The sequence below is a fragment of the Pedobacter sp. AK013 genome (genome assembly GCF_014205835.1).
In the GTDB taxonomy this organism is placed as follows: Bacteria; Bacteroidota; Bacteroidia; order Sphingobacteriales; family Sphingobacteriaceae; genus Pedobacter.
In genome coordinates this window covers 102,938-127,611 of sequence record NZ_JACHCQ010000007.1, presented here as the reverse complement: position 1 = coordinate 127,611, position 24,674 = coordinate 102,938, and the positions used below count along the sequence as shown (strand labels likewise).

21 protein-coding genes are annotated in these 24,674 nt (G+C 40.1%); 13 read left to right on the top strand and 8 right to left on the bottom strand.

Features of this window, described 5'->3' with window-relative positions; translation table 11 throughout:
* Window positions 1–7: 7 nt before the first annotated feature.
* The 5 genes from HDC90_RS07090 to HDC90_RS07075 form a co-directional block, all read right to left on the bottom strand.
* Window positions 8–1,645 carry a RagB/SusD family nutrient uptake outer membrane protein gene (locus HDC90_RS07090; RefSeq protein ID WP_184465271.1) on the bottom strand — a complete coding sequence of 546 codons (1,638 nt, stop codon included), beginning with the start codon at window positions 1,643–1,645 and terminating at the stop codon, window positions 8–10.
* 11 nt (window positions 1,646–1,656) lie between these two features.
* Complete coding sequence (locus HDC90_RS25310; protein WP_221451807.1) at window positions 1,657–2,931, bottom strand: TonB-dependent receptor domain-containing protein; 1,275 nt, start codon at window positions 2,929–2,931, stop codon at window positions 1,657–1,659.
* On the bottom strand, window positions 2,885–4,894 hold the full coding sequence (locus HDC90_RS25305) for a SusC/RagA family TonB-linked outer membrane protein (RefSeq protein ID WP_221451806.1): 2,010 nt from the start codon (window positions 4,892–4,894) through the stop codon (window positions 2,885–2,887). Before HDC90_RS25305 ends, HDC90_RS25310 begins: the two co-directional genes overlap by 47 nt.
* Window positions 4,895–5,090: 196 nt before the next feature.
* On the bottom strand, window positions 5,091–6,281 hold the full coding sequence (locus HDC90_RS07080; RefSeq protein ID WP_184465270.1) for a FecR family protein: 1,191 nt from the start codon (window positions 6,279–6,281) through the stop codon (window positions 5,091–5,093).
* 39 nt (window positions 6,282–6,320) lie between these two features.
* Window positions 6,321–6,908, bottom strand: a complete 588-nt coding sequence (locus HDC90_RS07075; RefSeq protein ID WP_184465269.1) for an RNA polymerase sigma factor — start codon at window positions 6,906–6,908, stop codon at window positions 6,321–6,323.
* Window positions 6,909–7,319: 411 nt separating this feature from the next.
* Here HDC90_RS07075 and HDC90_RS07070 point away from each other — a divergent pair, with 411 nt between their 5' ends.
* The 4 genes from HDC90_RS07070 to HDC90_RS07055 all read left to right on the top strand — a co-directional run bounded on the left by HDC90_RS07070 (window position 7,320) and on the right by HDC90_RS07055 (window position 11,309).
* Complete coding sequence (locus HDC90_RS07070) at window positions 7,320–8,438, top strand: Gfo/Idh/MocA family protein (protein ID WP_184465268.1); 1,119 nt, start codon at window positions 7,320–7,322, stop codon at window positions 8,436–8,438.
* A 226-nt stretch (window positions 8,439–8,664) separates the two neighbouring features.
* A complete protein-coding gene (locus HDC90_RS07065; protein ID WP_184465267.1) occupies window positions 8,665–9,516 on the top strand; it encodes a chromate resistance protein ChrB domain-containing protein in 852 nt (283 codons plus the stop codon).
* Window positions 9,517–9,583: 67 nt separating this feature from the next.
* Window positions 9,584–10,768, top strand: a complete 1,185-nt coding sequence (locus HDC90_RS07060; RefSeq protein WP_184465266.1) for a chromate transporter — start codon at window positions 9,584–9,586, stop codon at window positions 10,766–10,768.
* 10 nt (window positions 10,769–10,778) lie between these two features.
* A complete protein-coding gene (locus tag HDC90_RS07055; RefSeq protein ID WP_184465265.1) occupies window positions 10,779–11,309 on the top strand; it encodes a hypothetical protein in 531 nt (176 codons plus the stop codon).
* 61 nt (window positions 11,310–11,370) lie between these two features.
* On the opposite strand, the gene HDC90_RS07050 is transcribed toward HDC90_RS07055, so the two are convergent.
* The gene (locus HDC90_RS07050; RefSeq protein ID WP_255497524.1) at window positions 11,371–11,490 is read right to left on the bottom strand and encodes an SDR family oxidoreductase; all 120 of its coding nucleotides are present in this window, start codon (window positions 11,488–11,490) and stop codon (window positions 11,371–11,373) included.
* 249 nt (window positions 11,491–11,739) lie between these two features.
* On the opposite strand from HDC90_RS07050, the gene HDC90_RS07045 reads away from it, so the two are divergent.
* Together HDC90_RS07045 and HDC90_RS07040 are read left to right on the top strand one after the other, a co-directional pair.
* The gene (locus HDC90_RS07045) at window positions 11,740–12,228 is read left to right on the top strand and encodes a hypothetical protein (RefSeq protein WP_184465264.1); all 489 of its coding nucleotides are present in this window, start codon (window positions 11,740–11,742) and stop codon (window positions 12,226–12,228) included.
* A gap of 116 nt (window positions 12,229–12,344) precedes the next feature.
* The gene (locus tag HDC90_RS07040; RefSeq protein ID WP_184465263.1) at window positions 12,345–13,196 is read left to right on the top strand and encodes an AraC family transcriptional regulator; all 852 of its coding nucleotides are present in this window, start codon (window positions 12,345–12,347) and stop codon (window positions 13,194–13,196) included.
* A gap of 23 nt (window positions 13,197–13,219) precedes the next feature.
* Here HDC90_RS07040 and HDC90_RS07035 read toward each other — a convergent pair whose 3' ends face one another.
* Both HDC90_RS07035 and HDC90_RS07030 read right to left on the bottom strand, forming a co-directional pair.
* A complete protein-coding gene (locus tag HDC90_RS07035; RefSeq protein ID WP_184465262.1) occupies window positions 13,220–13,651 on the bottom strand; it encodes a hypothetical protein in 432 nt (143 codons plus the stop codon).
* 27 nt (window positions 13,652–13,678) lie between these two features.
* A complete protein-coding gene (locus HDC90_RS07030; RefSeq protein WP_184465261.1) occupies window positions 13,679–14,191 on the bottom strand; it encodes an alpha-ketoglutarate-dependent dioxygenase AlkB in 513 nt (170 codons plus the stop codon).
* A gap of 399 nt (window positions 14,192–14,590) precedes the next feature.
* Between HDC90_RS07030 and HDC90_RS07025 the strand changes: the two genes are divergently transcribed.
* The 7 genes from HDC90_RS07025 (at window position 14,591) to HDC90_RS06995 (ending at window position 24,633) form a co-directional block, all read left to right on the top strand.
* Window positions 14,591–15,169, top strand: a complete 579-nt coding sequence (locus HDC90_RS07025) for an RNA polymerase sigma factor (protein ID WP_184465259.1) — start codon at window positions 14,591–14,593, stop codon at window positions 15,167–15,169.
* Between the two features lie 103 nt (window positions 15,170–15,272).
* Window positions 15,273–16,421, top strand: a complete 1,149-nt coding sequence (locus HDC90_RS07020; RefSeq protein WP_184465258.1) for a FecR family protein — start codon at window positions 15,273–15,275, stop codon at window positions 16,419–16,421.
* Window positions 16,422–16,620: 199 nt separating this feature from the next.
* Window positions 16,621–20,211, top strand: a complete 3,591-nt coding sequence (locus HDC90_RS07015) for a SusC/RagA family TonB-linked outer membrane protein (RefSeq protein WP_184465255.1) — start codon at window positions 16,621–16,623, stop codon at window positions 20,209–20,211.
* A gap of 15 nt (window positions 20,212–20,226) precedes the next feature.
* Window positions 20,227–21,681, top strand: a complete 1,455-nt coding sequence (locus tag HDC90_RS07010; protein WP_184465253.1) for a RagB/SusD family nutrient uptake outer membrane protein — start codon at window positions 20,227–20,229, stop codon at window positions 21,679–21,681.
* Between the two features lie 60 nt (window positions 21,682–21,741).
* Window positions 21,742–22,989, top strand: coding sequence for a TlpA disulfide reductase family protein (locus HDC90_RS07005; RefSeq protein WP_184465250.1), 1,248 nt, complete (start codon window positions 21,742–21,744; stop codon window positions 22,987–22,989).
* A 15-nt stretch (window positions 22,990–23,004) separates the two neighbouring features.
* Window positions 23,005–23,454 (top strand): protein-disulfide reductase DsbD domain-containing protein, encoded by a 450-nt coding sequence (locus tag HDC90_RS07000; protein ID WP_184465248.1) that lies wholly within the window; start codon window positions 23,005–23,007, stop codon window positions 23,452–23,454.
* Between the two features lie 24 nt (window positions 23,455–23,478).
* Window positions 23,479–24,633 carry a TlpA disulfide reductase family protein gene (locus HDC90_RS06995; RefSeq protein WP_184465246.1) on the top strand — a complete coding sequence of 385 codons (1,155 nt, stop codon included), beginning with the start codon at window positions 23,479–23,481 and terminating at the stop codon, window positions 24,631–24,633.
* The last annotated feature ends 41 nt before the right edge of the window (window positions 24,634–24,674 follow it).

Sequence of the window (24,674 nt, the reverse complement as noted above, 5' to 3'; positions counted from 1 at the left end):
TTTAGGATTAGTACCCCGGGTTTTGTTTTATATTCGGGTTTTTAGCCAATTCCGCACGTGGAATGGGTAATAGTGTACGGTAATCTCCATTTGGCGAATGTGATAACCACGATTTTTTAGTGAAAACACCAAATCTGATCATATCCTGCCTGCGACGTCCCTCTGTATTAAATTCCCAACCCAGTTCATCCAGAAACCTTCCGTATTGAATGTCAGCTCCACCTTCTACCGTAGAAGTTAAGTGATTGCGAAGGCCATAGTTATACACGCTACCCTGCAACAGCTGGCTACCGGTTACGGTTGCTTTTGAAGGATTGTTTAAGAAAGATCGCTGACGAACCTGTGTTACCAATGCAGCGGCACCAGCAGCATCTCCTGTTCTTAACAGGCATTCGGCCTTCATCATTAAAACATCGGCATACCTAAGCAAAGGGAAATCGTTGTTCATCCCTACCAGTGCACCTGGCTTGAATTCAAATTTCCCTAACCTGAAACCATGTACTTCGTCAGATTGATCTACACCCGGAAGTTCATTGATGTAGATCAGCGGTTTCCCATTACTGGCACCAATGGTTCCCAATAAAACAGCACCCGAAGCAGTATATTGCTGTCCCTGCACATAATTGTCTTTTAGTCGGTTATCTTGCGGATCGAAAGTGCTTACAAATTGTGGTGTAGCACAGATTCCTCCCCATGGCGAGTTTTTGAAGTTGTAAGTAGCCTGGTTTTCTGGCTGAAGCGTTTCCATGTGCAGGGTAAAAGCATCACCACCATCAGTAGTAAACTTTTCATCAAAGGGTATAGCAAAAATGGTTTCTCTGCTGCCTTCATTTGCGTCAAGAAAAATAGTTTTCTGATTGGCTTCCAGCGTGTATACGTTTGAAGCAATGATCTCATTACAGGTTGCAATGCACTGAGCATAGGCCGGAGTGCCGGTATAGACGTTAGCATTCAGGTAAACTTTAGCCAGCAGGGCAGAGGCAGCCCAATAATTAAATTTGCCATAAGTAGCCTGAGTATTAGCCTTACTTAGGTTTGGAAGGCTTTCGGTAAGCTCTTTCACAATAAAGGCATATACCTGAGCACGTGTGCTCTGTTGTGGAAGGAATCCGGATGGCACATCAAACTTATCCACTATAGGTACCCCGCCAAAGAAGTCGCAAAGTGCATAATAGTAAGATGCCCTTAAGGCGCGTAATTCGGCTATAGTAGCGTCTTTACCGGTAGGGATTGGAATCAGGTTGGATTGAATCTGATAGAGTACACGGTTACATGAAGTAATGCCTCCGTAGGCATTGTTCCAGATCTGATAGCTGTTGTCCTCATCTGATGTCCATCTATGTTCATGCATCCGGCGATAGATACCATTGTCAACCCATCCATTCGGGCGGGCGGGTATTACGGCTTCATCACTGGAAATTTCATTAGTACGAAAAATAGAGTTGTTGCTTCTTCCGAGCATTAATGGCCTCCAATACGTATAGCCTGCTCCAACCAGGGCTGCCACATCAGAGGTATTTGGCGTAAACTTATTTTGAATAAATTTAGAGTAGTTTTCGTCCTTTAACTTAGTGCAGGATGCTAAACTAATAACCAGGACCACAAGTGCTATGATGCCAGTACTCAATATATATCTTGTTTTCATAATGTAAAGGATTAAAAATTAAGAGAAAAACCAAGTGTAAACGTACGGGCGGTAGGATACTTGTCCCGGTTATCATTTCCAGGCGCCAAACCGCTCCAATCCACTTCGGGGTCTAAGCCCTTATAGCCTGTAATGGTAAAAGTGTTTAGTGAAGAAACATAAACCCTTGCACCTTTAAGGTATTTGGTTTTTAGCTTGTTAAAGGTGTAACCCAATACAATATTGTCAATTTTCCAGAAATCGCCATTTTCTACGTAATAGCTGTTAAATTCTACAGGCATATTTTTATTGAGAACAGCTATACCAAAAACAGGATCGTAAGCTGATACCAATCGGTTATAATTCTGAATACCCGTGTTTTCATAATACATTCTTTGGAAATTGAGAATCTGGAAACCAAAGGCACCACGCATGGTAATGCTTAAATCGAGGTCTTTATACCTGAAATTATTGTTCCATCCGCCTGTAAATTTAGGAATACCGTTTCCAAGTACTTTTTTATCTTCAAAAGCATGATTGTACTGGCTATAAGAAACATCTTCGCCATTTTTACCTTCATAAATCCACTGACCATCAGCAGTTACGCCTTTAACTTTAAAGCCGTAAAAATCTCCAATGTTATTACCAACGCGAACAATATTGGTAAAAGTGGTTGCTGGCGGGCCTGTTCCCCCAGTGGTAAAAAAGTCGTTTGTGGCCTGGTATAAATCGTTAGATAAACTAACCAGTTTATTTCTGTTGGTCGAAAAGTTGAAGCTTGTTGTCCATTCAAAATCTTTGTTTTGTATCGGTACAATATTTAATAAAACCTCAATACCTCTATTTTGCATGGTACCTACATTTGCCCTTGTGCTTGGGTAAAGGTTTGGTGGGCTAGGTACTTGATAATCAAATAATAAGCCGTTGTAATTTCTGTTGTAAGCATCAACAGTACCAGTAACTCTTCCTTTATATAGGCTAAAATCAAGACCAATATTAGTCTCTCTCTTTTCTTCCCAGCGCAAAGCCGGATTTGGGTTTTGCGTAGGAACCAGTGTCTGGATCCAGGTGCCGTTAGATAGCACGTTAGCACCATAGCCTAACAATGCAACAGCGCGGAACCCATCGCTCGGCTGGTTCCCGGTTACACCATATCCTGCACGAAGCTTTAAGTCATCAAAGATCGTCTGATCTTTCATAAATGCTTCGTTGGTGATCTTCCATCCAACAGATACAGACGGGAAATTACCATAAGGTTTTTCAGCACCGTAAAGCTGGCTGGCACCTTCTCTTCTTAAAGAGGCCATTAATTAACAGGTATCTATCTTTGTAGCTATAGGTTAACCTGCTAAAAAAACCAATCAGGTTAGTTTCCGAATAGCCACTTCCCAATAGTGCATCTAAAGCGCGGTTTGCACCACGGCCCTGCTGAATATTATAGTAACCAAAAGCATCTGTAGGGAAATCATAATTCCGCTCATAGAAATTCAGGTACGAATTATCCTGATAACTGTATCCACCCAATAAGGTGAAACTATGGTCGCCTAGTTTTTTTGAGTACTGAGCCGTAAGCTCAAGCAATCTGTCTATACTTTGGGTAGAACCCAGTGAAGCATAGCCATTAAGTTTGTCTCTGATGTTGGAAATGTGGAACTTCGATTCTGAATAACCACCATTTGAAACGTATTTGGTATATGAACCTAAGGCACTTAACTTAAGACCGGCAATAGGGTTATAAGTAATCTGAGAATTTAAACGCTGTGTGGTGTTTTGATTTAGTCCCGTACTTTCGAAAAGACGTGCAACAGGGTTATCATATTCAAAATTGTTCGGTTCTTCAAAGTAATGTCCATCACTGCCAAAAAGGGGAGAGGTTGGGTTACGGATCAGGGCCTGGCGATACACATATCCGTTAAAACTTCCTCCATCTGCTGTTTGGGTATATTTATTATTCTGTACCAAAACGCCCATGTTGATTTTTACCTTATTATCAAACATGGAGTGATTAATATCCGCTCTTGCAGTAAGCGTAGAGTTGTCAGATTTTTTAAATATCCCGTTAAAATAACGGTAGTTTACGGTAGCCAGATAATTGGTTTGACTGTTACCCCCACGGAAAGTAATATTGTGGATATTGGTAATCGGTGTCTTGTTCGAAATCTCTTTTAACCAATCTGTAGTTGCACCAAGATCGTATGATGGAAGACGTGTCCCTTCGGCAATCTGCCTGCGGTAATCATCGGCAGTAAGCATATTGAGTTTTCGGGCAATAGTTTGGGTACTTACAGAGCCACTATATTCCACCACATTGTTGTTCTTTCCTGAAGATCTTTTAGTGGTAATAATAATTACACCATTGGTGCCCCGCACACCATAAATGGCTGCTGCCGAACCATCTTTTAATACATCTACAGATTCAATATCCTCTGGGGCAACCAATTTGAGGCTACTGGGTACGCCATCTACAATAACGAGTGGATCGGCATTTGCGCCAAAGAGCGTGTTATTGCCACGCAGCCTGATCTTGCTACTTGATGTAGGGTCGCCACTTGGCGTATTAACTGTTAGTCCAGCTACTTTACCCTGAATTAACTGGCCTGCATCTAATACTGGCGATTTAACAAAATTCTCGGCTTTAACGCTTGCTACTGAACTGGTTACATCACCTTTACGTTGCAAGCCATATCCAATTACAACTACATCTGTTAAATTATTGGCTTCTGCCTTTAGCTTAACATTGATTTCAGTTCTGTTATTGACTGGTATTTCCTGTGAAGTAAAACCTATTGAGCTAAAAACCAAAGTTTCGGTACCAGTAGCAACCTTAAGGCTGTAGGTTCCGTTTGGTGCTGTTTGCACACCTGTGTTGGTACCTTTAACTTTAATGCTCACAGAAGGGATTGGCAGACCGGCCTCATCAGTAACTTTTCCTGCAACAACAATTTCAACAACTTTATTTACTTTGGGTTCAATGATTGCTCGCCGCTGAATGATAATGATACGATCTTCAAGCTTGTAGCTGATGGGTTGCGATTTTAGGGAGAGATCCAATGCCTCTGCTAAACTCATTTTATTAATTTCGATACTCACCGGGTGAGTTCCGTTAAGCATTTGCCTGGTGTACAAAAACTGGTAGCCGGTTTGGCGCTCAATTTCCTTGAAAATTTTTTCAACAGCCGCATTCTTTTTGGAAAGCGTTACCGTTTGCCCGCTACTGGCCAATGAGAACTGTAGCATTAGGGAAACTAAAAGTAGGCATGTTAATTTCATAACCAGCAGCGGTTTACGCAGATAAGCCAGAAGCCTACTTACGCGTGATGCATAATAATTCATATATTTGAATGTTTGGGTTTATATTTGGTTGTACTATTGTGTAGATTACTTGGTGGCGATCCAAACATCAGGTCAGAGTGTTAGAGCACTCTGGCTTTTGTTTCATAGGATGAGCCAACCTCCTTTTGTAGGTTTATGGCATAATGGTAACGCTCCTTCCTCTAATTTTAAAGTGTAACAATCCGGTCAACTCCAACCTGTGGAGTACTTCTTCCAAATTCTTGGATTTTGGAATCGAACCAACAAATTCCTCTTGTGTTACTTCACCCTGATATTTTACATCAACATCATACCATCGTGATATTTTTCCCATCACAGTGCCGATACGTTCGTGTTCAAATGAAAAATTTCCGTTCTTCCATCCCATAACGTGGTTGGTGTCGATATTAACTATAGCGATATTATGACTTGAAATGGCCTGCTGTCCGGGTAATATTATTTTTTTGCAATCACCTGTGCTTACCTCTACGGAGCCTTGGAGCAAGGTTGTTTTAGGCGTTTCACCATCATTATATGCGCAGATATTAAAATGAGTGCCCAGCACTTTTACATTTGAGCCCTTAAAACAAACTATAAAAGGTTTATCAGGATTATGGGTTACCTCAAAATAAGCTTCGCCTTGCAGGGCGATTTTCCTGATATTGCCCGAAAAAGCTACCGGATAAGTTAATTTACTTTCCGCATTCAGCCAAACCTTACTCCCATCTGGAAGATTAACGCAGTATTGCCCACCGCGGGGTGTTACGATGGTGTTCGAATCACCTGGTGCCGAAGCGATAATTGTATTGATTTTTCTGTATTTTAAAAGATTATTGCTTTCTTTTTCGATAGAATAGCCATTTTCTACGGCGAGCTGCCCTTTAGTGAAGTTATTTACTTCAATACGCTTACCGTTGGAAAGAATAAGCAACACCTTGTCGCTTCCACCATAAATAGCTTTTGCATGAGGGATAGTAGTGCTTTTGGAGAGTGCAGTCTGTGTGTGCCCGTTTAAGTTAGAATAGTACAAAAATATAGAAGAGCAGGCCAGAACCAATACGGCAGCTGCGGCCATGAGTTTAAAAGCTGACCGCTTCCAAAATGGCGTGTTGGCAGCTTCCAAAGCATCTAAACGCATTTCGATTTGGTTTGTCAAACGCTCGTGCAGTTCTCCAGCCAAACTGTCTGTTTTTTGTTCAAATAATGCGCTATATTCTTGCATGAATGCATTTAGCTCAGGCTGATCTAATTGTTTTAACCAATTAAAAAAGTCCTGCTGTTCAGGCTCGGTCAATTCACCAAGAATTAATTTTTGCTTGAGTTGCTCAACATCCTTTTGTTCCATATCTGCTAAGACGGATGTGAAACGAAAAAGAACCCCTTCTTAAAGAAAAAAATATAAAAAAGAAATAAAAGGTGCAATCCTGTAAAAATGTTTTAGGTGATTTCTCAGGAAAGTCATTCCGGTATAGAGCTGTTTTTTTACCACCGATTTTGATATTTTTAACTGTAATGCAATTTCATCAAGAGAAAGGTCATCGTGCATTTTAAGTTCTACAATCTTTTTTCGCTTTTCAGGTAAAAGCTTGATACCATTATGCAGATATTGTAATGTTTGGGTATAAATCAATCCCTCATCGGCAGCTTCTGAATAGGTTTCCCCGAATCGTTGCGATATGTCTTTTATTTTAAGTTGCGTTTTTTGTTTTCTAATATAATCTATCAACAGATTACTTGCTGAACGGTATAGATAAGATTTGAAGGAATCAATTAAGGGCAGGTTTTTTCGGTTTAACCAGATTTTGACAAAAATATCCTGAACCAGTTCATCAGAAAGCCCGGTATCTTTGGTAATAGAATTAACAAACAGGCTTAAGTTATGAAGGTATTTCTTATAAAGCATGCTGAATGCAATACGATCATCATTGGCAATACGCAATAAAAGTAAATTTTCCTCTGAAACTTCTTCCATCATTTTGGTATTAATTGGTTAGATACTGCATAACCATCATTGGTAAGGTTAATGCTGGTTTAAGATGTTTTCGTTTTGAAAATTAAGTTGGTACTGCCTGTTCTACCTGGTTTTCAACGATTCAGTATACGAATGTAATAACAGTTATCAAATAAAAAAACATTCTGCAAGATTTTTAACGTATTTACGACGTTTATTTTTTTGCCTCATGAATTCGCGAGGTTTTTCAGATAATTACATACTAATCTTCTTGTTCGGACGAGCCAAAAATCATATCTTGAAAACTATATATAACCGGTTGGTGTTACATATCATAAAGTAAATCAGATAATTAATCGAAAAAAAAAAACAGGGCGATTGCACATATTGCTTAGTATTTTTGCTGAACAGGTACCATAGCCACAGAATAATATGAATACCAGAAGAGACTTTCTACAAAAAATGGGTGCATCAGCGTTGATGCTGCAATTGGGTTCACTATCGACATTTGCGAAGGCTCTTGACGAGATTGAACAGCCTTACGAGGGTAAGGTACTTAACGTAGCCATCATGGGCTTAGGTGGGTACGGCACCCGAGTAGCGGAGGCGATGAAGGCTTGTACCAGGGCGAAACTGGTAGGTGTAATTAGTGGTACGCCTTCAAAAATTAAAGAGTGGCAAACGAAGTACAACATCCCGGAAAAGAATTGTTATCACTACGAAAACTTCGATCAGGTGAAAAATAATCCGGATATAGATGCAATTTATGTGATTACGCCAAACGCGCTGCACCACAATCAGGTTATACGTGTAGCAAAAGCTGGAAAACATGTTATATGCGAGAAACCGATGGCATTGAATGCCAAAGAGGGCCAAGAGATGGTTGATGCTTGTAAAAAAGCGAATGTAAAGTTACTGGTTGGCTATAGAATGCATTTTGAACCCCGCACACTGGAGGTGATCCGAATGAGAAACGCGGGCGATTTCGGTAAGATCATGTTTTTCCAGGGGCAATGTGGTTTTAAAATAGGCGATCCTACGCAGTGGCGGTTAAACAAAGCGCTTGCAGGTGGCGGGTCAATGATGGATATTGGGATCTATGCGATTAACGGGGCAAGGTATATGGTAGGTGATGAGCCGGTTTGGGTTACGGCTCAGGAAACCAAGACCGACCCACTAAAATTTAAAGAAGGTGTAGATGAAACCATACAATTTCAATTGGGATTCTCTAGCGGTGCAGTAGCTTCTTGTTTGTCTAGTTATAACATCAATTACCTGGATCGATTTTTTATGAGTGGCGACAAGGGATTTGCAGAAATGCAACCTTCTACCGGTTATGGTCCGATCAAAGGTAGAACACATAAAGGGGAACTCACGCAGCCCATAACTACGCATCAAACTGTACAGATGGATGAATTCGCCACTATTATTTTTGAAGACAAGAAACCAATAGTTCCTGTCGACGGCGAGGAGGGTTTGAAAGATCTTAAAATTATTGATGCCATTTATGAGGCCGTTAAAACAGGAAAAAAGATCAAATTAACGGCTTAGTCAAACGGTTTAATTAAGCCCAGGCGAAATAGCTTCAAAAACTGTTTTAGTGCAGCTACATTGCACTGGCCTTAGCAGAAAAGCAAGCTTGTAAAAAAAGAAAGGCTATTTGAAGAGTCGCCATATATAAACTTTGGGCAAATAATTATTAGCGTTCATGCAACAAGCAACAGGTATTCTGCTTGCTAACAATTAACTTTGTAAGCATGACTATATTGTTCCAACCATGAAGTGGATTACCAGGGAAAGACCAAAAATTGACAGGATAGCCTGTCCGTGGCTGATCAAAAGATTTATTGATCCTGGAGCAGAGATCATTTACGTCCCCTTTGAACGGGTTTTAATTTTGGCTGATGAACTTGATGCCATTCCCTTCGACCTCCCCGGGGTAGAATACAGCCATTATGAAGATCGCTGTACATTTGATTATTTTTTAAAAAAGCACCAGATCAGGGATGAAGCGCTCGACCGTATGGCAGCAATTATTCGTGGTGCCGATACGGATAGGCTAGACTTTGCGCCTCAGGCAGCCGGACTTTCTGCTATCTTTCTGGGGCTTTCCAGAAATATAACCAATGACCAGGAACTACTCGAACTTGGTATGAAGGTTTATGATGGATTATATACCTGGGCCAGGCACCTGCATGATCAGCGGCATACGCAATCACCTGTTGAGCAACTGTTGCTCGAAGTGTACAATAAGTATTTAAAATCAAGCGAAAAAAAGGCTCCTGAATGGACCAGGGAATTGCGGGAGATGATCCAGGATCAGCTGGACACTAATATGAGCATGAGCCTGCAGCAGGCCTCTGATTCTCTTGAGATTAGCCCTGCATACCTTTCACGTGAATTCTCAAGATATTTTGATAACCTGTCTTTTGGCGATTACATCCGTAAGATGCGCATTGATAAGGCCATTAGCCTGATGGAAACGGTATCTTATTCACTAACGGAGATTGCATACCTTACAGGTTTTTCAGATCAGAGCCATTTTAACCGGATTTTTAAGAAACAAACGGGAGAAAATCCCTCCGCATTCAGAAAAAATCTCATTAAAGGTAAAAAGAATACAAAATAGTTAATTCCGTTCAATTTTTGCGTATTTCCACTGGTTAATATTGTGGTTTAAAAATCACTTAAAAACAATGGAGCATCAAAAGAAGGCTGATCAAAACATCACCTACTCGCTTAAGCAGATCGTATTCTACTTTCTAAAACTCGGTACCTGGGGTTTTGGTGGACCGGTGGCGTTGGTAGGCTATATGCAACGCGACCTGGTTGAGGATAAAAAGTGGATCAGCGAAGAAGAATACAAAGAGGGGCTGGCACTGGCCCAACTTGCGCCGGGCCCACTGGCAGCGCAACTGGGTATTTATATCGGTTTTGTGCACTATGGTTTTCTGGGGGCAACGTTGAGCGGACTTGCCTTTGTGCTCCCGTCTTTTATGATGGTGGTTATCCTCGGAATGGTATACCAACTCTATGGCGGACTGGCCTGGATGCAGGCCGTTTTCTACGGTGTTGGAGCTGCAGTAATTGGAATTATTGCGGTAAGCGCTTATAAGCTTACCATTAAATCTATTAGTAAGCTGGAGCTTTCTGCAATCCGTTCCAACTGGCTTTTATGGATATTTTATATGTTGGGAATAGGGATTACCGTAATTACCGAAAGAGAAGAGATATTGCTCTTTTTAGCCTGTGGACTGTTTTATATGATAATCAAGGCACCCCCTAAATGGTTAAAGAAACCTTCATCACTTCCTGCTGGTATTTTTATAAGTACGGGATTTTGGAATTATGATAGCAAGATATTACAGGAGATCGGCTGGTTTTTTGCCAAAGCGGGTACGTTTGTTTTTGGAAGCGGCCTTGCTATTGTACCATTTCTGCACGGTGGGGTGGTAAAAGAGTTTGACTGGCTCACAGAACATCAGTTTGTAGATTCGGTAGCCGTAGCCATGATCACTCCCGGGCCGGTGGTTATTACTGTTGGCTTTATTGGCTATCTGGTTGCAGGCTTTCCTGGTGCATGTGTAGCCGCACTGGCCACATTTCTGCCCTGCTACCTTTTTACCGTGGCCCTTGCGCCATCATTTAAAAAGATTGCCAGGAATGTCAGTATCAAAGCTTTTGTAGAGGGTATAACAGCAGCGGTGATTGGTGCACTGGTAGGGTCGGTAATCGTAATCGGCTTGCGGTCGGTTACTGATATTGCAACAGCTGCTATTGCCATCGGGGCTGTACTCGCCCTAATTTATATCAAAAAAATTCAGGAACCCTATGTTGTAGCTGCAGCTGCGGTAATCGGTTTGCTTATTAAATTTATCTAAACAAGTTATCATGTTAAAAACGAATACCAATTTAATCATCCGGTCGCTTCTATTAACAGTTTGTGTTACTGCGTCATCAATGTTTTCTGCAAATGCGCAACAATCTTCTCCATACCCAAAGGTAACAGGATATGTGGCTATACTCAACCCGATAGGCAGCTGGAGCAAACAAGGTTTTGCTGATAATTTTTCGAAAGTATATACCATAGGTTTTCCCTTTGGCATAAACATCCTAAAAAGCGAACATTTTGGTGTTAGCTTTGAATTGGTACCTTCTATCCGAACAGAGAATGGCATTTCAAAAGTAAATTCAGTGCTCTTTCACCCCGGTGCAATGTTTCGCTTCAGTCACGGGTTCACATTTATTGCAAGGGCAGCCTTCGAGACCAACGGCAGGTTTGGTTTTACACCAGTTGTTAATCAGGTTTTATTGAAGGGAAAGAATGTTAACTTATATGCAGCCATCCCGGTTCCGTTACGGTTCGGCAACGGCCAACCCGCATCTTTAGGCGCAGGGCTACAGGTTGGCGTTGGGTTTTAATATCTAAGATTCGCTGGCACCAGGTTAAACCCGTGCCAGTGAATAAGAATTACTTAGCTAATTAGGTCATACCACCATCAACAAGGAGTTTTGAGCCAAGCAAAAACGAAGAATTTTCAGAAATCAGGAAAACCGCTGTTTTACCAATATCCGACTTAAGGGGAATCTTTAAAACTTTCAACCTGTTTTTTGCCGTTTTTTTTATTCAAACTTGTTTTGCTCAATTGCAGAAAAATGCAAACAGCCCAATCTTCGAACCATATCCTGCCTGCCAAAACACAAAGTGCAAGTCCGGTCATTGCTTTAGGCTGGTAGCAACATATCTGGTCATTTTTGAACGGGATTACCAAATAATTGAACGAATAAACAAAATCCCTTAACTTTACTATAGCCACTTTTGTAAACAATTAGATACTCAACAAAAAATACTATGGGACTATCAGGTTTAGGAATTTTTCATACCATCATTGGTATCGTGGCTATTGCAGCCGCAATCGTTTCGTTTGTCCGCTTTGGCAAAATTGATTTAACGCATCTTAGCGGTAAAATATACTTTTATACCACTACCGTTACGGCTTTAACAGCATTGGGGATCTCCAAACACGGTGGTTTTAATGCGGGGCATATTTTTTCGGTATTCATTTTTATTTTGGTGGTGGTTGCTTTTTGGCTCTCGGTAAAGCGAAGTGCCAGTAATAAGGCACGCTATGTAGAGAATTTTTTACTCTCTTTAAGCTTCTTTCTCTCGCTCATCCCTACCGTAAACGAAACCTTTACCCGTGTACCACTGGGGCATCCGTTGGCCAAAGGCCCTACAGATCCGCTAATTGCCAAAACCCTGCTGGTGCTTTTAATTGCATTTATTGCAGGTGCTGTTTACCAGTATATTAAACAACGCAGGTTAGCTAAATTGAATTAATGGGCATCATGCCTTTTTGATCATTTAAATTTTTATAATTAACAGACTAATGCAGGGTGCTTAAAAGCCAAACCCTGCATTAGTTTTTCTATTTTTATAGCTGAAGGTTTTTTAATATGATCATTGACCATAAAAAATACGATTTGTTTGGTAAATCCATTATTCAAAACATCAGGATAAAGGCGCCTTTTACCTTCGATTTTCCCATTACCGATAATGCCTGCTTTTTGTACATGTTACAGGGCGAAATGCAATATCACTGCGACGAAGACCGGATAAATATACCCCATAAACATGCTTTGTTTTTAAATTGTATACAAGCCAGCAAAACCATTAGTAGCTTAAATAGAGGAGACATTAACGAAATTATGGTCGTTAATTTTCATCCCGATATTTTAAAGCGGATTTACGACCGAGAGATGCCGGTTATACTTCAGGCACCCGATCGGATGGTTTCGAATAAAAGTATCGAAATCTTAAACAACAATTTTTTAATCGAAAAATATATCGAAGGCTTGCTGTTTTATTTTCAGCATCCGGCACTGGTAAATGAAGATATACTGGTTTTAAAGTTAAAAGAAATTATCCTGCTTCTGGCCCAGACCGCTAATGCCCGGGCCATACAAACTATATTTACGCAGCTTTTTTCGCCTACTACCTATACCTTTAAGCAAATTATTGAGGCCAACCTGTTCGCCCAGCTCAGTATCGATGCCCTGGCCCAGCTTAATAATTTGAGCTTATCATCTTTTAAACGCGAATTTGCCAGGCATTATAACGATACACCTGCCAATTACATCAAAACCAAAAGACTCGAAAAAGCTGCCGAAATGCTGTTAATTTCAAAAGAGAGGATTAAAGACATTGCTTTTAATTGTGGCTATAATGATTTGGCCAATTTTACGAAAAGCTTTCGCACTAGGTATAAGTGTACACCTAGCGATTTTCGGGAACGCCAACAGGGCTAAGGCTGTTGCACTAAGAATTGGTTTTAATTAGTCAGCACGAAATAAACTTGTTTTTCTTGTTTGTTTCTGGTTATGTAAAATCGGTCTATTTTTATTGTTTCAAAATTATTTGCGTCTGCTTTTTTAACATCAATAAACCAAGCGGGAATTTGTCTGGGGTGTTTATTCACATTTTTTCCGAATTCGGAGAAGTTGATACTAATCTTGTTATCTTTAAAAATCAGATCATAATATTTTGCATTTGAATAGCTGAATGTGCCAAAGTCAGCTAACTTTTCAAAATTTGAAATGCTCTTTATGTTATAAGCTGTAACATCAATAATTTTAGGAAACCAGCTTTTATTTCTTAGATTGGTTTTATTAAAACTTTCAAAGTCTTCATAATGCTGTTTATAACTGTCTGAACAGGCTCCAATAAAAACAATTAATATCAAGAGAATATTGAATTTATTCATTTCTTGCCGCTTGGTATATGTTCCTTTCTACAATATTTGCCTAAAAGTTAAGCTGATCCTACCATTTTTGGTGTCAGATTTGGGTATCGAATGTTGCCAAAGGGCTTGGATTTCTTGTGTCATATATACCAAGCTACCTGACGTTAGTTCATAATTTATAAACCAATCAGGATTTTCGATGTTCCTGAATTTTAAAGTTCTTTTTTCTCCAACTGAAACAATCGTTATGCCTGTACCGGTAGCTAAGATATCGGTTTGATCTGAATGATAGCCCATTTTAGATTTTTCATCTAAATAATAATTGATTAAGCAGTTGTTAGGCTCGAAACCAATTACAGTTTTCAGCTTTTTATTGATGATCTCAAGTTCTGGTAAAAACTCCTGGTAAGGATATTCGATTTGAGAATAATTATAAGCCTTACCAAAACTGGCGGTTTTGCGGGCAGTCATTCGCTCATCCCATTTTACGATTGATGTTAAAAGGTTAAATAATTGACTGGGATTGTCGATAAAATTTTCAATATAGGTTATGCCGTCCATTTATAAATTTAAATATATTGTTTATTAAATACATTTAGGGGAAACAAGGGATAAATTAATGTATTTGATAACTAAAGTACAAGTCAGTCCTTTGCCTAGCCGATAAGAGGAACTGAACACGTGGCACGAGTGCCCTGAAAAGGACAGCTTTCAGTTTTATAATTAAGAAACAAATAGACTATAAAGTTTTACTTTTCATTGCATTAGCGATTTGTTGAATGGAGGCAGATAAATTGTTTTATCCAGGTTGTTTCGCATTTTTTTTATTATGGGATTTTTATATTTTTATTGAACATTAAGATAGTTTTAATAAATTACTCCGATTTAATCAAAACCCAAGTTTAGCCTGATAATTATTTGTGATTTAATCACGATTTCTGGCGATAGATGTGCATCAGGATGTCAAAGTTAACACGTGAAAAAGAGCTGGAATTACTTCGTCGTCTATTATCAGATGATGAGGAAGCTTTTACTTCTCTTTTTTATAGCTATAAAGATAAACTCTACAGCTTTATTTTCAGGATAACAGGATCCGCCGAGATTGCAAAAGATATCGTTCAGGATGTTTTTCTAAAAATCTGGAATACACGCCATAATGCCTGTCAGGTAGAAAATTTCAATGCTTTTGTTTATCGTATGGCCAAAAATGCTGCCCTTGACCAATTGAAACGGACATCACGCGAATCAATAGCTGTTTCAAGTCTCCGTTTGCTTGCTAACGAGCACATGGCCAGCGATCCTTTTGAGGATATGAAAGCAACAGAAATTCAATTGAAATATGAACTTGCGTTAAAAAAACTGCCTAAACAACAGCGCGTGGTTTATGAATTACACCATATTGAAGGTGAAGACTACGTGGAAATTGCAAAAAAGCTCAATCTTTCTATCCCAACCATCCGAAGTCACTTCAGAAATGCCCTTAATAGTTTAAAAGGAAGTCTCTTTTCTCTGTTGCTAATGATATTATTTCGTCCCTAAGCTGAAATTTTAAAAAAAAAATAATTTTCTTTTGCACATTTTAATTACTTCATCGTCTTACAATTAAAAACGTGCTAAAATTGCGTTCAATTAATTGTTGTTTATGTCGGAAAATAGAATACAGGCTTTATTGGCTAAATATTTTGATCGCAAGTGTAATGAAAAGGAGCAGGACGAGTTATTTGCGCTACTAAATGTATTAGATCGACAAGAATTGGACGAACTTTTACACGATGTTTGGTTAGAATATGAGCCTGACCAGGAACTTCCTGAAGAAGATGCACAACAAATTCTAAATTCAATTTTAGTCAAGCGCAGCAAATACTCCTTTAAATATATTTCTATAGCAGCCTCCATTTTAATTGGCGTCGCTACCGTTACTTATTTATTGTTTACTTCTAAAAAAATCGCCAATACTCAAAATATTGTCTACACCGATATTAAGCCGGGCGGCAATAAAGCTGAGCTGCTTATGGCAAACGGGAAAAAAATATTACTCGGCAACGGCTTCCAGAAAATTGAGATGCCAGATACCGGTTTAATAGTTCGGCAGCATGCAAACGGATCATTAACTTACACCAGGGATATAAATACATCTCCTGCTAAAATTGTCTTTGATACCCTTCGCACTCCACGTGGAGGAGTTTATCAGGTTAACCTCAGTGACGGCACAAAAATTTGGCTCAATACTTCCAGTGCGATCAGATTTCCTGAAAAATTTGCGAATAATAAACGCGACGTGGAACTTCTTTATGGCGAAGCTTATTTTGAAGTTAAACATCGGGCAGATGCACCATTTACAGTTAAAACAGCTGCGGGGGTTATTCGCGATCTGGGTACTCATTTCAATGTTAATAGCATTTCTAACAATGGCCATGTTACTGCCACTTTATTAGAGGGCGCCATCGAAGTTGAAGCAGATGGTCAAGTGAAGAAGATAAAGCCTGGGCAGCAGGCATTATTTGGCAAAAAGAAAATAGCCGTTAGCGATGTAGACGTTGAGGAGATGATTGCCTGGAAAGATGGGTATTTTATGTTCGACGAATCGATGGAAAGTGCCATGGATAAAATTGCCTCGTGGTATGATGTAAGTGTCGAATACCAGGATGAAGCATTAAAAGACATTCGGGTTTTGGCAACCATTACACGCCATGGAGATATCAAAAATGTGCTGCGGATTTTAGAAATGACCAAAAAGGTGCGCTTTAATGTGAATGGAAGAACAATCAAAGTTACACGTTTTACAAAATAACCTAATATTAATGAACTGATTTATTATCAACCACCAAACCAACTTAACTAAACCAAACAACATGAAAAGTAACTAATTGCCACCCATTAAAAAGAGGAAAAGGAGTGCTGGAACACCCCTTTCCAAACTCTTAAATCTTTCCGATCAGATCGGAAATGAACGTTTCTTACTAGGTAATTCACGATTTAAAAGAATGTAAATGTATAAAATTTCTACGACAGATTTTATGCAGCGTTTACGCTGTGTCCACAAAGTTTTTAGGCTTTCGAAGCCAACTTTTTTCCTACTACTGATCTCGCTCTTACATGTAAGCGCATCAGGTTTAGCACAAAATATCACAATTAATCAAAAGAAAATCTCTTTAGTAAAGGTGTTTAGGGAGATCCGGTCGCAAACCGGGTACAGTTCAGTTTGGACTGATACGGAGGAGAAGAACAAAACCGTTAATGTAAGTCTTACGAATGCACCATTGGAAGCGGCGCTTAAACAAATACTTGCTCAAACCAACCTTTCCTATAGCATCGATAAGGAAAACAAAGCGATTCTGATCTTTACTAAACCAAACACTGCAACTGTAAGCCCCCAGGGCTTGATTGATGTAAAAGGTGTTGTTGTAAATGTACTAAAACAGCCACTACTGGGTGCCACCGTTAAAGTTAAAAACACTGCAATTTCAACACAAAGTGCAGCCGATGGCTCCTTTCGTTTAGCAGGTATTGCTGGCGATGCTGTTTTAATGATTTCCTATGTCGGATATGCCATCAGGGAGATCAATGCGTCGCCAGATATGGGAACCATTCAACTTGAATTTGCTGCCAATGATCTTGAAGCGATAAATGTTACCTTCTCAACAGGATATCAAACGCTTTCAAGGGAAAGAAGTGCAGGCTCATTTTCTAAGCCCAGTCTGGCGGTTATGAGCAACAGATCAAGCAGCACAAATATATTGCAAAGATTGGATGGGTTAGTGCCTGGCCTGGCAGTGAACAATGCACCTGATGCGGGTAATAATCCCTTTTTGATACGTGGTTTATCATCGATCAATTCCAATCGGGGGCCGCTTGTAGTTTTAGATGGTGTACAGGTGCCCGACAATGCTATTCAAAACATCAACATGCAGGATGTTGCTGATATTACCATACTCAAAGATGCAACTTCATCCTCTATATGGGGTGCCAAGGCAGCTAACGGCGTAATTGTGATTACCACAAAAAAAGGTACTGCAGATGAAAAGTTGAAAATTGACTACGACGGATATCATAATTTTCAGGGCATACCCGATCTGAGCTATATCCAGAAAATGAACAGCAGCCAGTTTATTACTACTGCAAAGGAGCTATTTCCTCAATATGTGGGAAGTAATTCTTATAATTCAGTTCAATTGATTGCTCCCGTTACCCCGCATTTGCAGGCACAGTATGACGCAAGCAGAGGCTTGATAACCCAGGCCCAGGCTAATGCAAAACTCGATAGTTTAGCAGGAATAGATAACAGCGATCAGCTTAAAAAGTATTTCTACAGGCAGGCAGCAACCACTAACCATACCATATCTATATCAGGAGGTGGTAAAACACATTCATTTTATGGTTCTGCCAATTATATTGGAGTGGTTAATAATATTCCTGGCCAGACAAACGACCAGTACAAAATCAACCTGCGTCAAGATTTTAAGTTCAACAAACGCCTCCAGGTTTACCTGATTACCGACCTCACCAACAGGATTACCAAGAGTAATAATATCACCGTTCCGAGTTTGGATCTGGTGCCTTATCAGCTATTTGTTAACCCTTCGGGCAACCCGCTAACAGTTAGCCATATGGGAAATTATAGTGATGAGCTCCGACAGGATTACCAGGCAAGAAGCCGGATCAATCTAGATTATTCCCCTTTACAGGAGATCGAGAACGGATATACTAAAGGAAATACATTATCTACAAGAGTAGTAGGTGGGGTTACATTGGAGCTTATAAAAGGTCTCCGCTATGAGGGAACATTCGGCTATAACATTAATTCCTTTAAAAATCGCATGCAGCTGGATCAGGGCAGTTATGCGGTAAGAGATGAGGTAATGACATTTACCCAGGCACCTACCCTTAACAGTACCCCTGTGTACAATGTCCCGGCTTTTGGTGGCCGGCTAACTGCTACTGATGAACTGCTTAAAAGCTGGACGATCAGAAATCAGTTTTTGTATGATCACACCTGGCTTGACAAACATCAGTTGACCGTTATGGCAGGACAGGAAGCAACCAGCATTTCTCCACTTTCAACAACTACGATCTATCGGGGATGGGATGATCAGCTTCAGGTAGCAAGACCCGTAAATTATCAATTATTAGGTGAAGGTATTACCGGAACGGTACCGGGAGGAACAAGGACATTAGCTAATAATGTAACCGGTGGTGAAGGGGTAATCAGCCGGACATCCTCTTATTTTGCCAATTTAGGCTATACATTCGACCGAAAATACACGCTGAACAGCAGTTTCCGTATCGATAGAAGCAATTTGTTCGGCTTCGACCAATCGGCCCAGAACAGACCTGTGTGGAGTATTGGAGGCAAGTGGGCGCTTGGAAGAGAGGAGTTTATGAAGCTTGTAAATTGGTTAAGCCGCTTAGATCTTAGGTTTACCTACGGTATTACAGGCAATGCGCCTACTCCGGGTACTGCAGCATCATGGGATATTTTAAGTGCTGAAACAAATGTCAATTATCCAAATGGTATTGGCCTGATCATTAAGGCGCCTGCGAACAAGAAACTTACCTGGGAACGGACCAAAAACTATAACCTGGGCCTTGATTTTGAAATCCTGAATGGCATATTGTTCGGTTCGATAGATGGGTATATCAGGAAAACAAGTGATTTGATCGGCAACCTCACTACCGCACCGCTTACGGGCTTTGCTTCTGTAGTTGGGAACTTTGGCGATCTGCAAAACAAAGGTTTGGATATCTCGCTCGGTTCGCTAAATATCAGCAATAACAATTTCACCTGGACTACTTCATTTACCTTAGGATATAATAAAAATAAGATATCGCGGCTTGCCAATGCTACACCCATCACTACCGGACCAGGCATGATCAGTACCAGGTTTCTTGATGGTTATCCTTCTTTTGCTGTATTTGCTTACAACTATGCAGGTTTAAATGCTTCTGGAGATCCCCAGGTTAGGCTGGCTGATGGAATGCTTACATCAAATCCTACAGCCACTACTGCCCAGGATGTAGTTTACATGGGAAGTTCGCAACCTGTTTCCAGCGGTGGTTTTTCTAACAATTTCCGCTATAAAAATGTCACATTGGGCATCAATATTATTTATAATGGCGGAAACGTAATGTTTCGCGATGTAAATACCTTCTGGTCGGGCGTACCTTATTCAAATTACATGACCAGCGAGTTTACCAACCGTTGGAAAGTAGCTGGCGATGAGAATAAGACCGATATCCCCCGGTATGCGGCCACCAGTGCGGTTAGCGGCAATAGAAATACCAATTATTATACCTATGCGAACAGCAATGTGTTTAATGCCTCCTTCGCAAAGATCCGCGACATCACCTTGGCCTATGATGTTAGAGGCGGGCTGATCAAAAAACTTCATGCCCAATCGATAACATTCAGAGCGCAGGTTTCCAACTTAATGTTATGGAAAGCCAATGATTTAGGGATCGATCCGGAGTTCCAGTCATTAGGAAATGTCGGCGCAACCCAGACCGCTGGCAACACCGGGGCGATAAGAAACCTGCGCACCGGACAAGGAACAATAACACTAGGGGCCCATATCACACTTTAAACAGAATTAACAGTTATGAAACTCACAACGAAATACTTTTTAATGACACTGGTTGCCTGCAACATGCTTTTAGCTGGCTCCTGCAAAAAAGATTTTTTGGAAATACAGCCCAAAGGATCACTGATCGCAAAAACTACAAACGATTATGAACAGATACTAAATGGCTTGTTTTTGCAAAATACCGTTTCTGCTTCAATATATCTTGGAGATGATGTGGCACTCCAAAATAATTATCTTGAAAGCGTGCCTTTACGTGTTCAACGTTTGTTTCGGTATGAAGACAGGGTTTACGAGCAGAACGAACTTCCGCAGGAAATAACAGCTCCTACCGGTTATATTCAAAGGCTTTACCTTTTTAACAAGATCATTAACGAGGTGATGCAGTCAACTCAAGGAAGCGATCAGCAGAAAAAGCAGTTACTGGCTGAAGCAAAAGTTGGCAGAGCCATTTGCAACCTGGCCTTTTTGAATGATTTTTCTTTGCCTTACAATCCTGCTTCAGCTGATTTGGGCATACCGCTCATTACTGCTGCTGATGTTACCCAAACATCGTTTACCCGTGCAACTGTAAAGGAATGTTATACTGCGATCATTAAAGATTTAACAGAAGCCTTTCCTGATCTGGGGCCGGTTACGCACCGCAGGAGGTTATCTAAAATGGCTGCTGAATTCTTTTTTACCAGGGTATATATGAATATGCTTGATTTTGCTTCGGCTAAAACACATATCGACGATGCTTTTGCAGAGCTGTCTAAATCAACCATACCACTCGCACTTTACGACTACAACACTGTTTTAGATGAAAATGCAGCTGGTACCTGGTTTCCGCTCAACTTTCTGGGTGCTTTAAGCAACCTTCCCCTTGCAGCAAACAACAGCCAGATCATTTATAATATTTCTACCACGGTGTGGAATTTCAACTTTGCCGATTGCCCGGTTTTCACCCCTCAGGTAGCCACTCTTTATGGTGATGATGATAAGCGATTGCTGCTTTATTCGGACACTGAGTTATTTGGCGACCTGATTTATCCTAAAAAAGTACGTCGTTATCCCAATTTCTTTCTTGACATAGGACCATCTCTGCCCGAAATGTATTTAATGCGTGCCGAAATAAGGGCACGTGGAAATGACCTGATCGGTGCCAAGGCAGATGTTGAAGCGTTACGGTCAAAAAGAATGCCCGCCTCAGCTGTGGCACTGCCTTCAAGCGTAGTTTCAGACCAGCAGGCAATGGTTAGATTTATTTTAGATGAACGCATTAGAGAGTTTGCACTTTCAGGCTTACGCTGGTTAGATATGCGTCGTCTTTCTGTCGATCCGATCTATAAGGATCATATCAATCCTAAGCACTACCTGCTGGATGCTGACGGAAATGCTTTAAAAACTTATAAGTTAACGCCGAAGCGCTATGCGATGAAATTTGGTGAGCTCATGGTAAATCAAAATCAGGGATTAGTAGATAATCAATAATCATTCTTCCCGGCTGGCAGGAATGCCAGCCGCTATTATATCATATATCAAAATGTAGTTATGAAAATCAACAATTTAAAAAAATGTATCGCGACTTTAGGTCTTGGGCTGATTATTAGTTTCGGAGCTCAGGCGCAACAGCCTAATCCTTTGGCTGAAAAGTATGACGAGTTCACCCTTATTGGTAAAGTGCAGCATCAGGAGAAATTTTATAAAGACTTAACTAAAAAGATACCTGAAACAGAGAAAAATAGAAAACTTTACGATCGTATCAGGGGCGCAATAGCCGTCGGCTGGCTTCATGAGGAAAATTTAGATAAGTTTAAACAATATGATAAGTATGTAAAAGATGGTCTATCGCTATATGAGCTAACCAACATTTTTGAAAAGTGGTTAGATGAGAAAAAACACCTGGAATGGGTTGATGTAATTTCTAAACAATATATTAAAGATATTGAAAAGGGTTTACGTAAAGATGATTTTGAACACGCACACGAACTCTTACTGGAAATTTCAGCTACAGTAGATTGTATAAATGGAGATAACAGTTCTGCTTTAGCAAAAATTAAGGAAGCACTTAAAGACGCTAAGATGAGGAACATGAATTATTTTAAAGATTCAAAGCCAAATTTTATCAGTCGTTATGCGTTCATTTTAGATGCAAACGGCCAAACGCAAAAGGCGATTGATACACTAACCGTTGCTGTTAAAGATGCAGAATCAAATCCCAAACTTTTAGCTACGCTTAAAACCATCTACGCAAAAGTAAACGGAGAGGATAACGCAGCAAAATATGTAGCTTCATTACAAGATGAGGCCTATCAGCACTATTATAAAGAACTTGAAGGTAAGTGGGATCCGGTTGGCAAACCTGCACCAAACGTTGCCATCACCAAATTAAATGGTGAGCCGTTTAAAGTGTCTGATTACAAAGGAAAAATCCTGGTGGTTGATTTTTGGAGCACAACCTGTACGCCGTGCAAAGCTTGCTTTCCTGCCTTTGAACGGGTAGTTGCAGATTATAAGGATGAACCATTTCAATTATTTGTTGCGGGTATTGCAGAAGATAAGGAAACGCAGCAGCAATATGTCGATAAATCAAAGCTTACACTTGATGTGCTTCGCGATCCCGAAATGGCATTATTTAAAGCAATTGGTGCGAAAGGCACACCGCATAAGTTTATCATCGATCCTAAAGGAATAATAAGGATGGAAGGAATTGGTTACGCCGGCTCAACAGATCGCGAATATTATGAAGTTAAAGCTATGGTAGAAATTACTAAAAAGCACGCTGCCCTTAACAATTAATTTATAAATACCTATATGAAAAAAAATCTGATTTTATTATTCATATGCTTGTTTTTTACGCTTAAAGGATTCGGCCAGATTTATCACCCGGTAAAGTGGAGCTATGCTGCAAAGAAAACAGGCAAAAATGAAGCAGTTGTATTCGTAAAAGCCACTTTGGAAAAAGGCTGGCACTTATATTCACAGTATGTTAGAAAAGGTGGTCCACAACCTACAAAATTTGCCTTTGAAAAATCCAATGCCTATAGCCTGATTGGGGCTACAAAGGAGCCCCAGGCAATTGTGCGTTTGGAACCTGCATTTATGATGGAAGTCGGCTTTTTCGAAAACACAGTCGTTTTTCAGCAAAAAGTGAAATTAACGGGTAAAAATGCCGCAATAAAAGGGAAAGTAGAGTTTATGGTATGTGACGATAAAATGTGTCTTCCTCCGGATGAAGTCGAATTTACCATTAACATCATTTAATATCCGGAACTTTAAAATAACAATATGAAAAAATTAATAATCGCCGCTTTATCAATAATGCAATTGAGTGCTTTTGCACAGGGCGGGAAAAACACTTTTACCATCACAGGAAAATATGGCGAATTTAATGCGCCAGTTAAGGCTTATTTGGATTATACTTTAAACGGTAAAGATATTACGGATTCGGTTACATTGAAAAATGGGGCATTCAAATTCGCCGGGACAGCCCCTTCTTCGCCAGTCTCAGCGGAACTGAGTTTTGATACTAAGGGTGTTGGGAGAGATAAAAGTCTTGAGCGTGGTACCGTAATTTTAGAACCCGGCAAAATCGTAGTTGCAATAAAGGAGGGAAGCACTTTCATTGGATTCCAGGTAACCGGAACGCAGATGAACAATGACTATACCGAGTTCAATAACGTTGTAGACGCAGCCTTAGCTAAACTATCTCCTGAAGATAAGGCTCTCATGGAAGGGAAATCAAATCCTCAAAACACACCTGATTTTGAAGATAAGCTGGAAGAATTCAAAAAAAGATATAGCAAGCTGACCAATGAAGCCTATGCAAAATTCGTAAAAACACACACGGATTCCGATCTTGCCCTCAATCTGATGTCTAAATTAGCTTATGATGGAGAATATGCTGAGGTAAAATCTTTGTTTGATGGATTTTCTGACCGTATAAAGAAAAGTGTTAAAGGTATAAACTTTGCTAAAACCTTAGCGCAAATGAAAGCTACCGCTGTTGGGCAAACAGCGCCTGATTTTGAGTTGGCTGATACGGAAGGGAAATTAGTAAAGCTTTCTTCTTTAAGGGGCAAATACGTTTTGTTAGATTTCTGGGCATCGTGGTGTGGTCCTTGCAGGGCAGAAAATCCAAACCTGCTCAGGATTTATGATAAATTCAAAGATCAAAACTTCACCGTGGTTGGGGTATCGCTTGATAAGACTGAAGCAAAAAATCAGTGGCTGGCGGCTATAAAGACCGATGGTTTGCCATGGCTGCAACTATCTGATCTTAAATCATGGGACAGTGCAGCGGCAAAATTGTATGGTGTTAGTGCCATACCGCAAAATTTCCTGATCGATCCAGAAGGTAAGATTGTAGGGAAGACATTGGTTGGAAAAGGTCTTGAAAATAAACTGACACAAATGCTTGGTAATCCCGCTAAAAAGGATTAACTATTTTTAAATAATTAATAGAGAGAAGGTTAGTGAGTTTT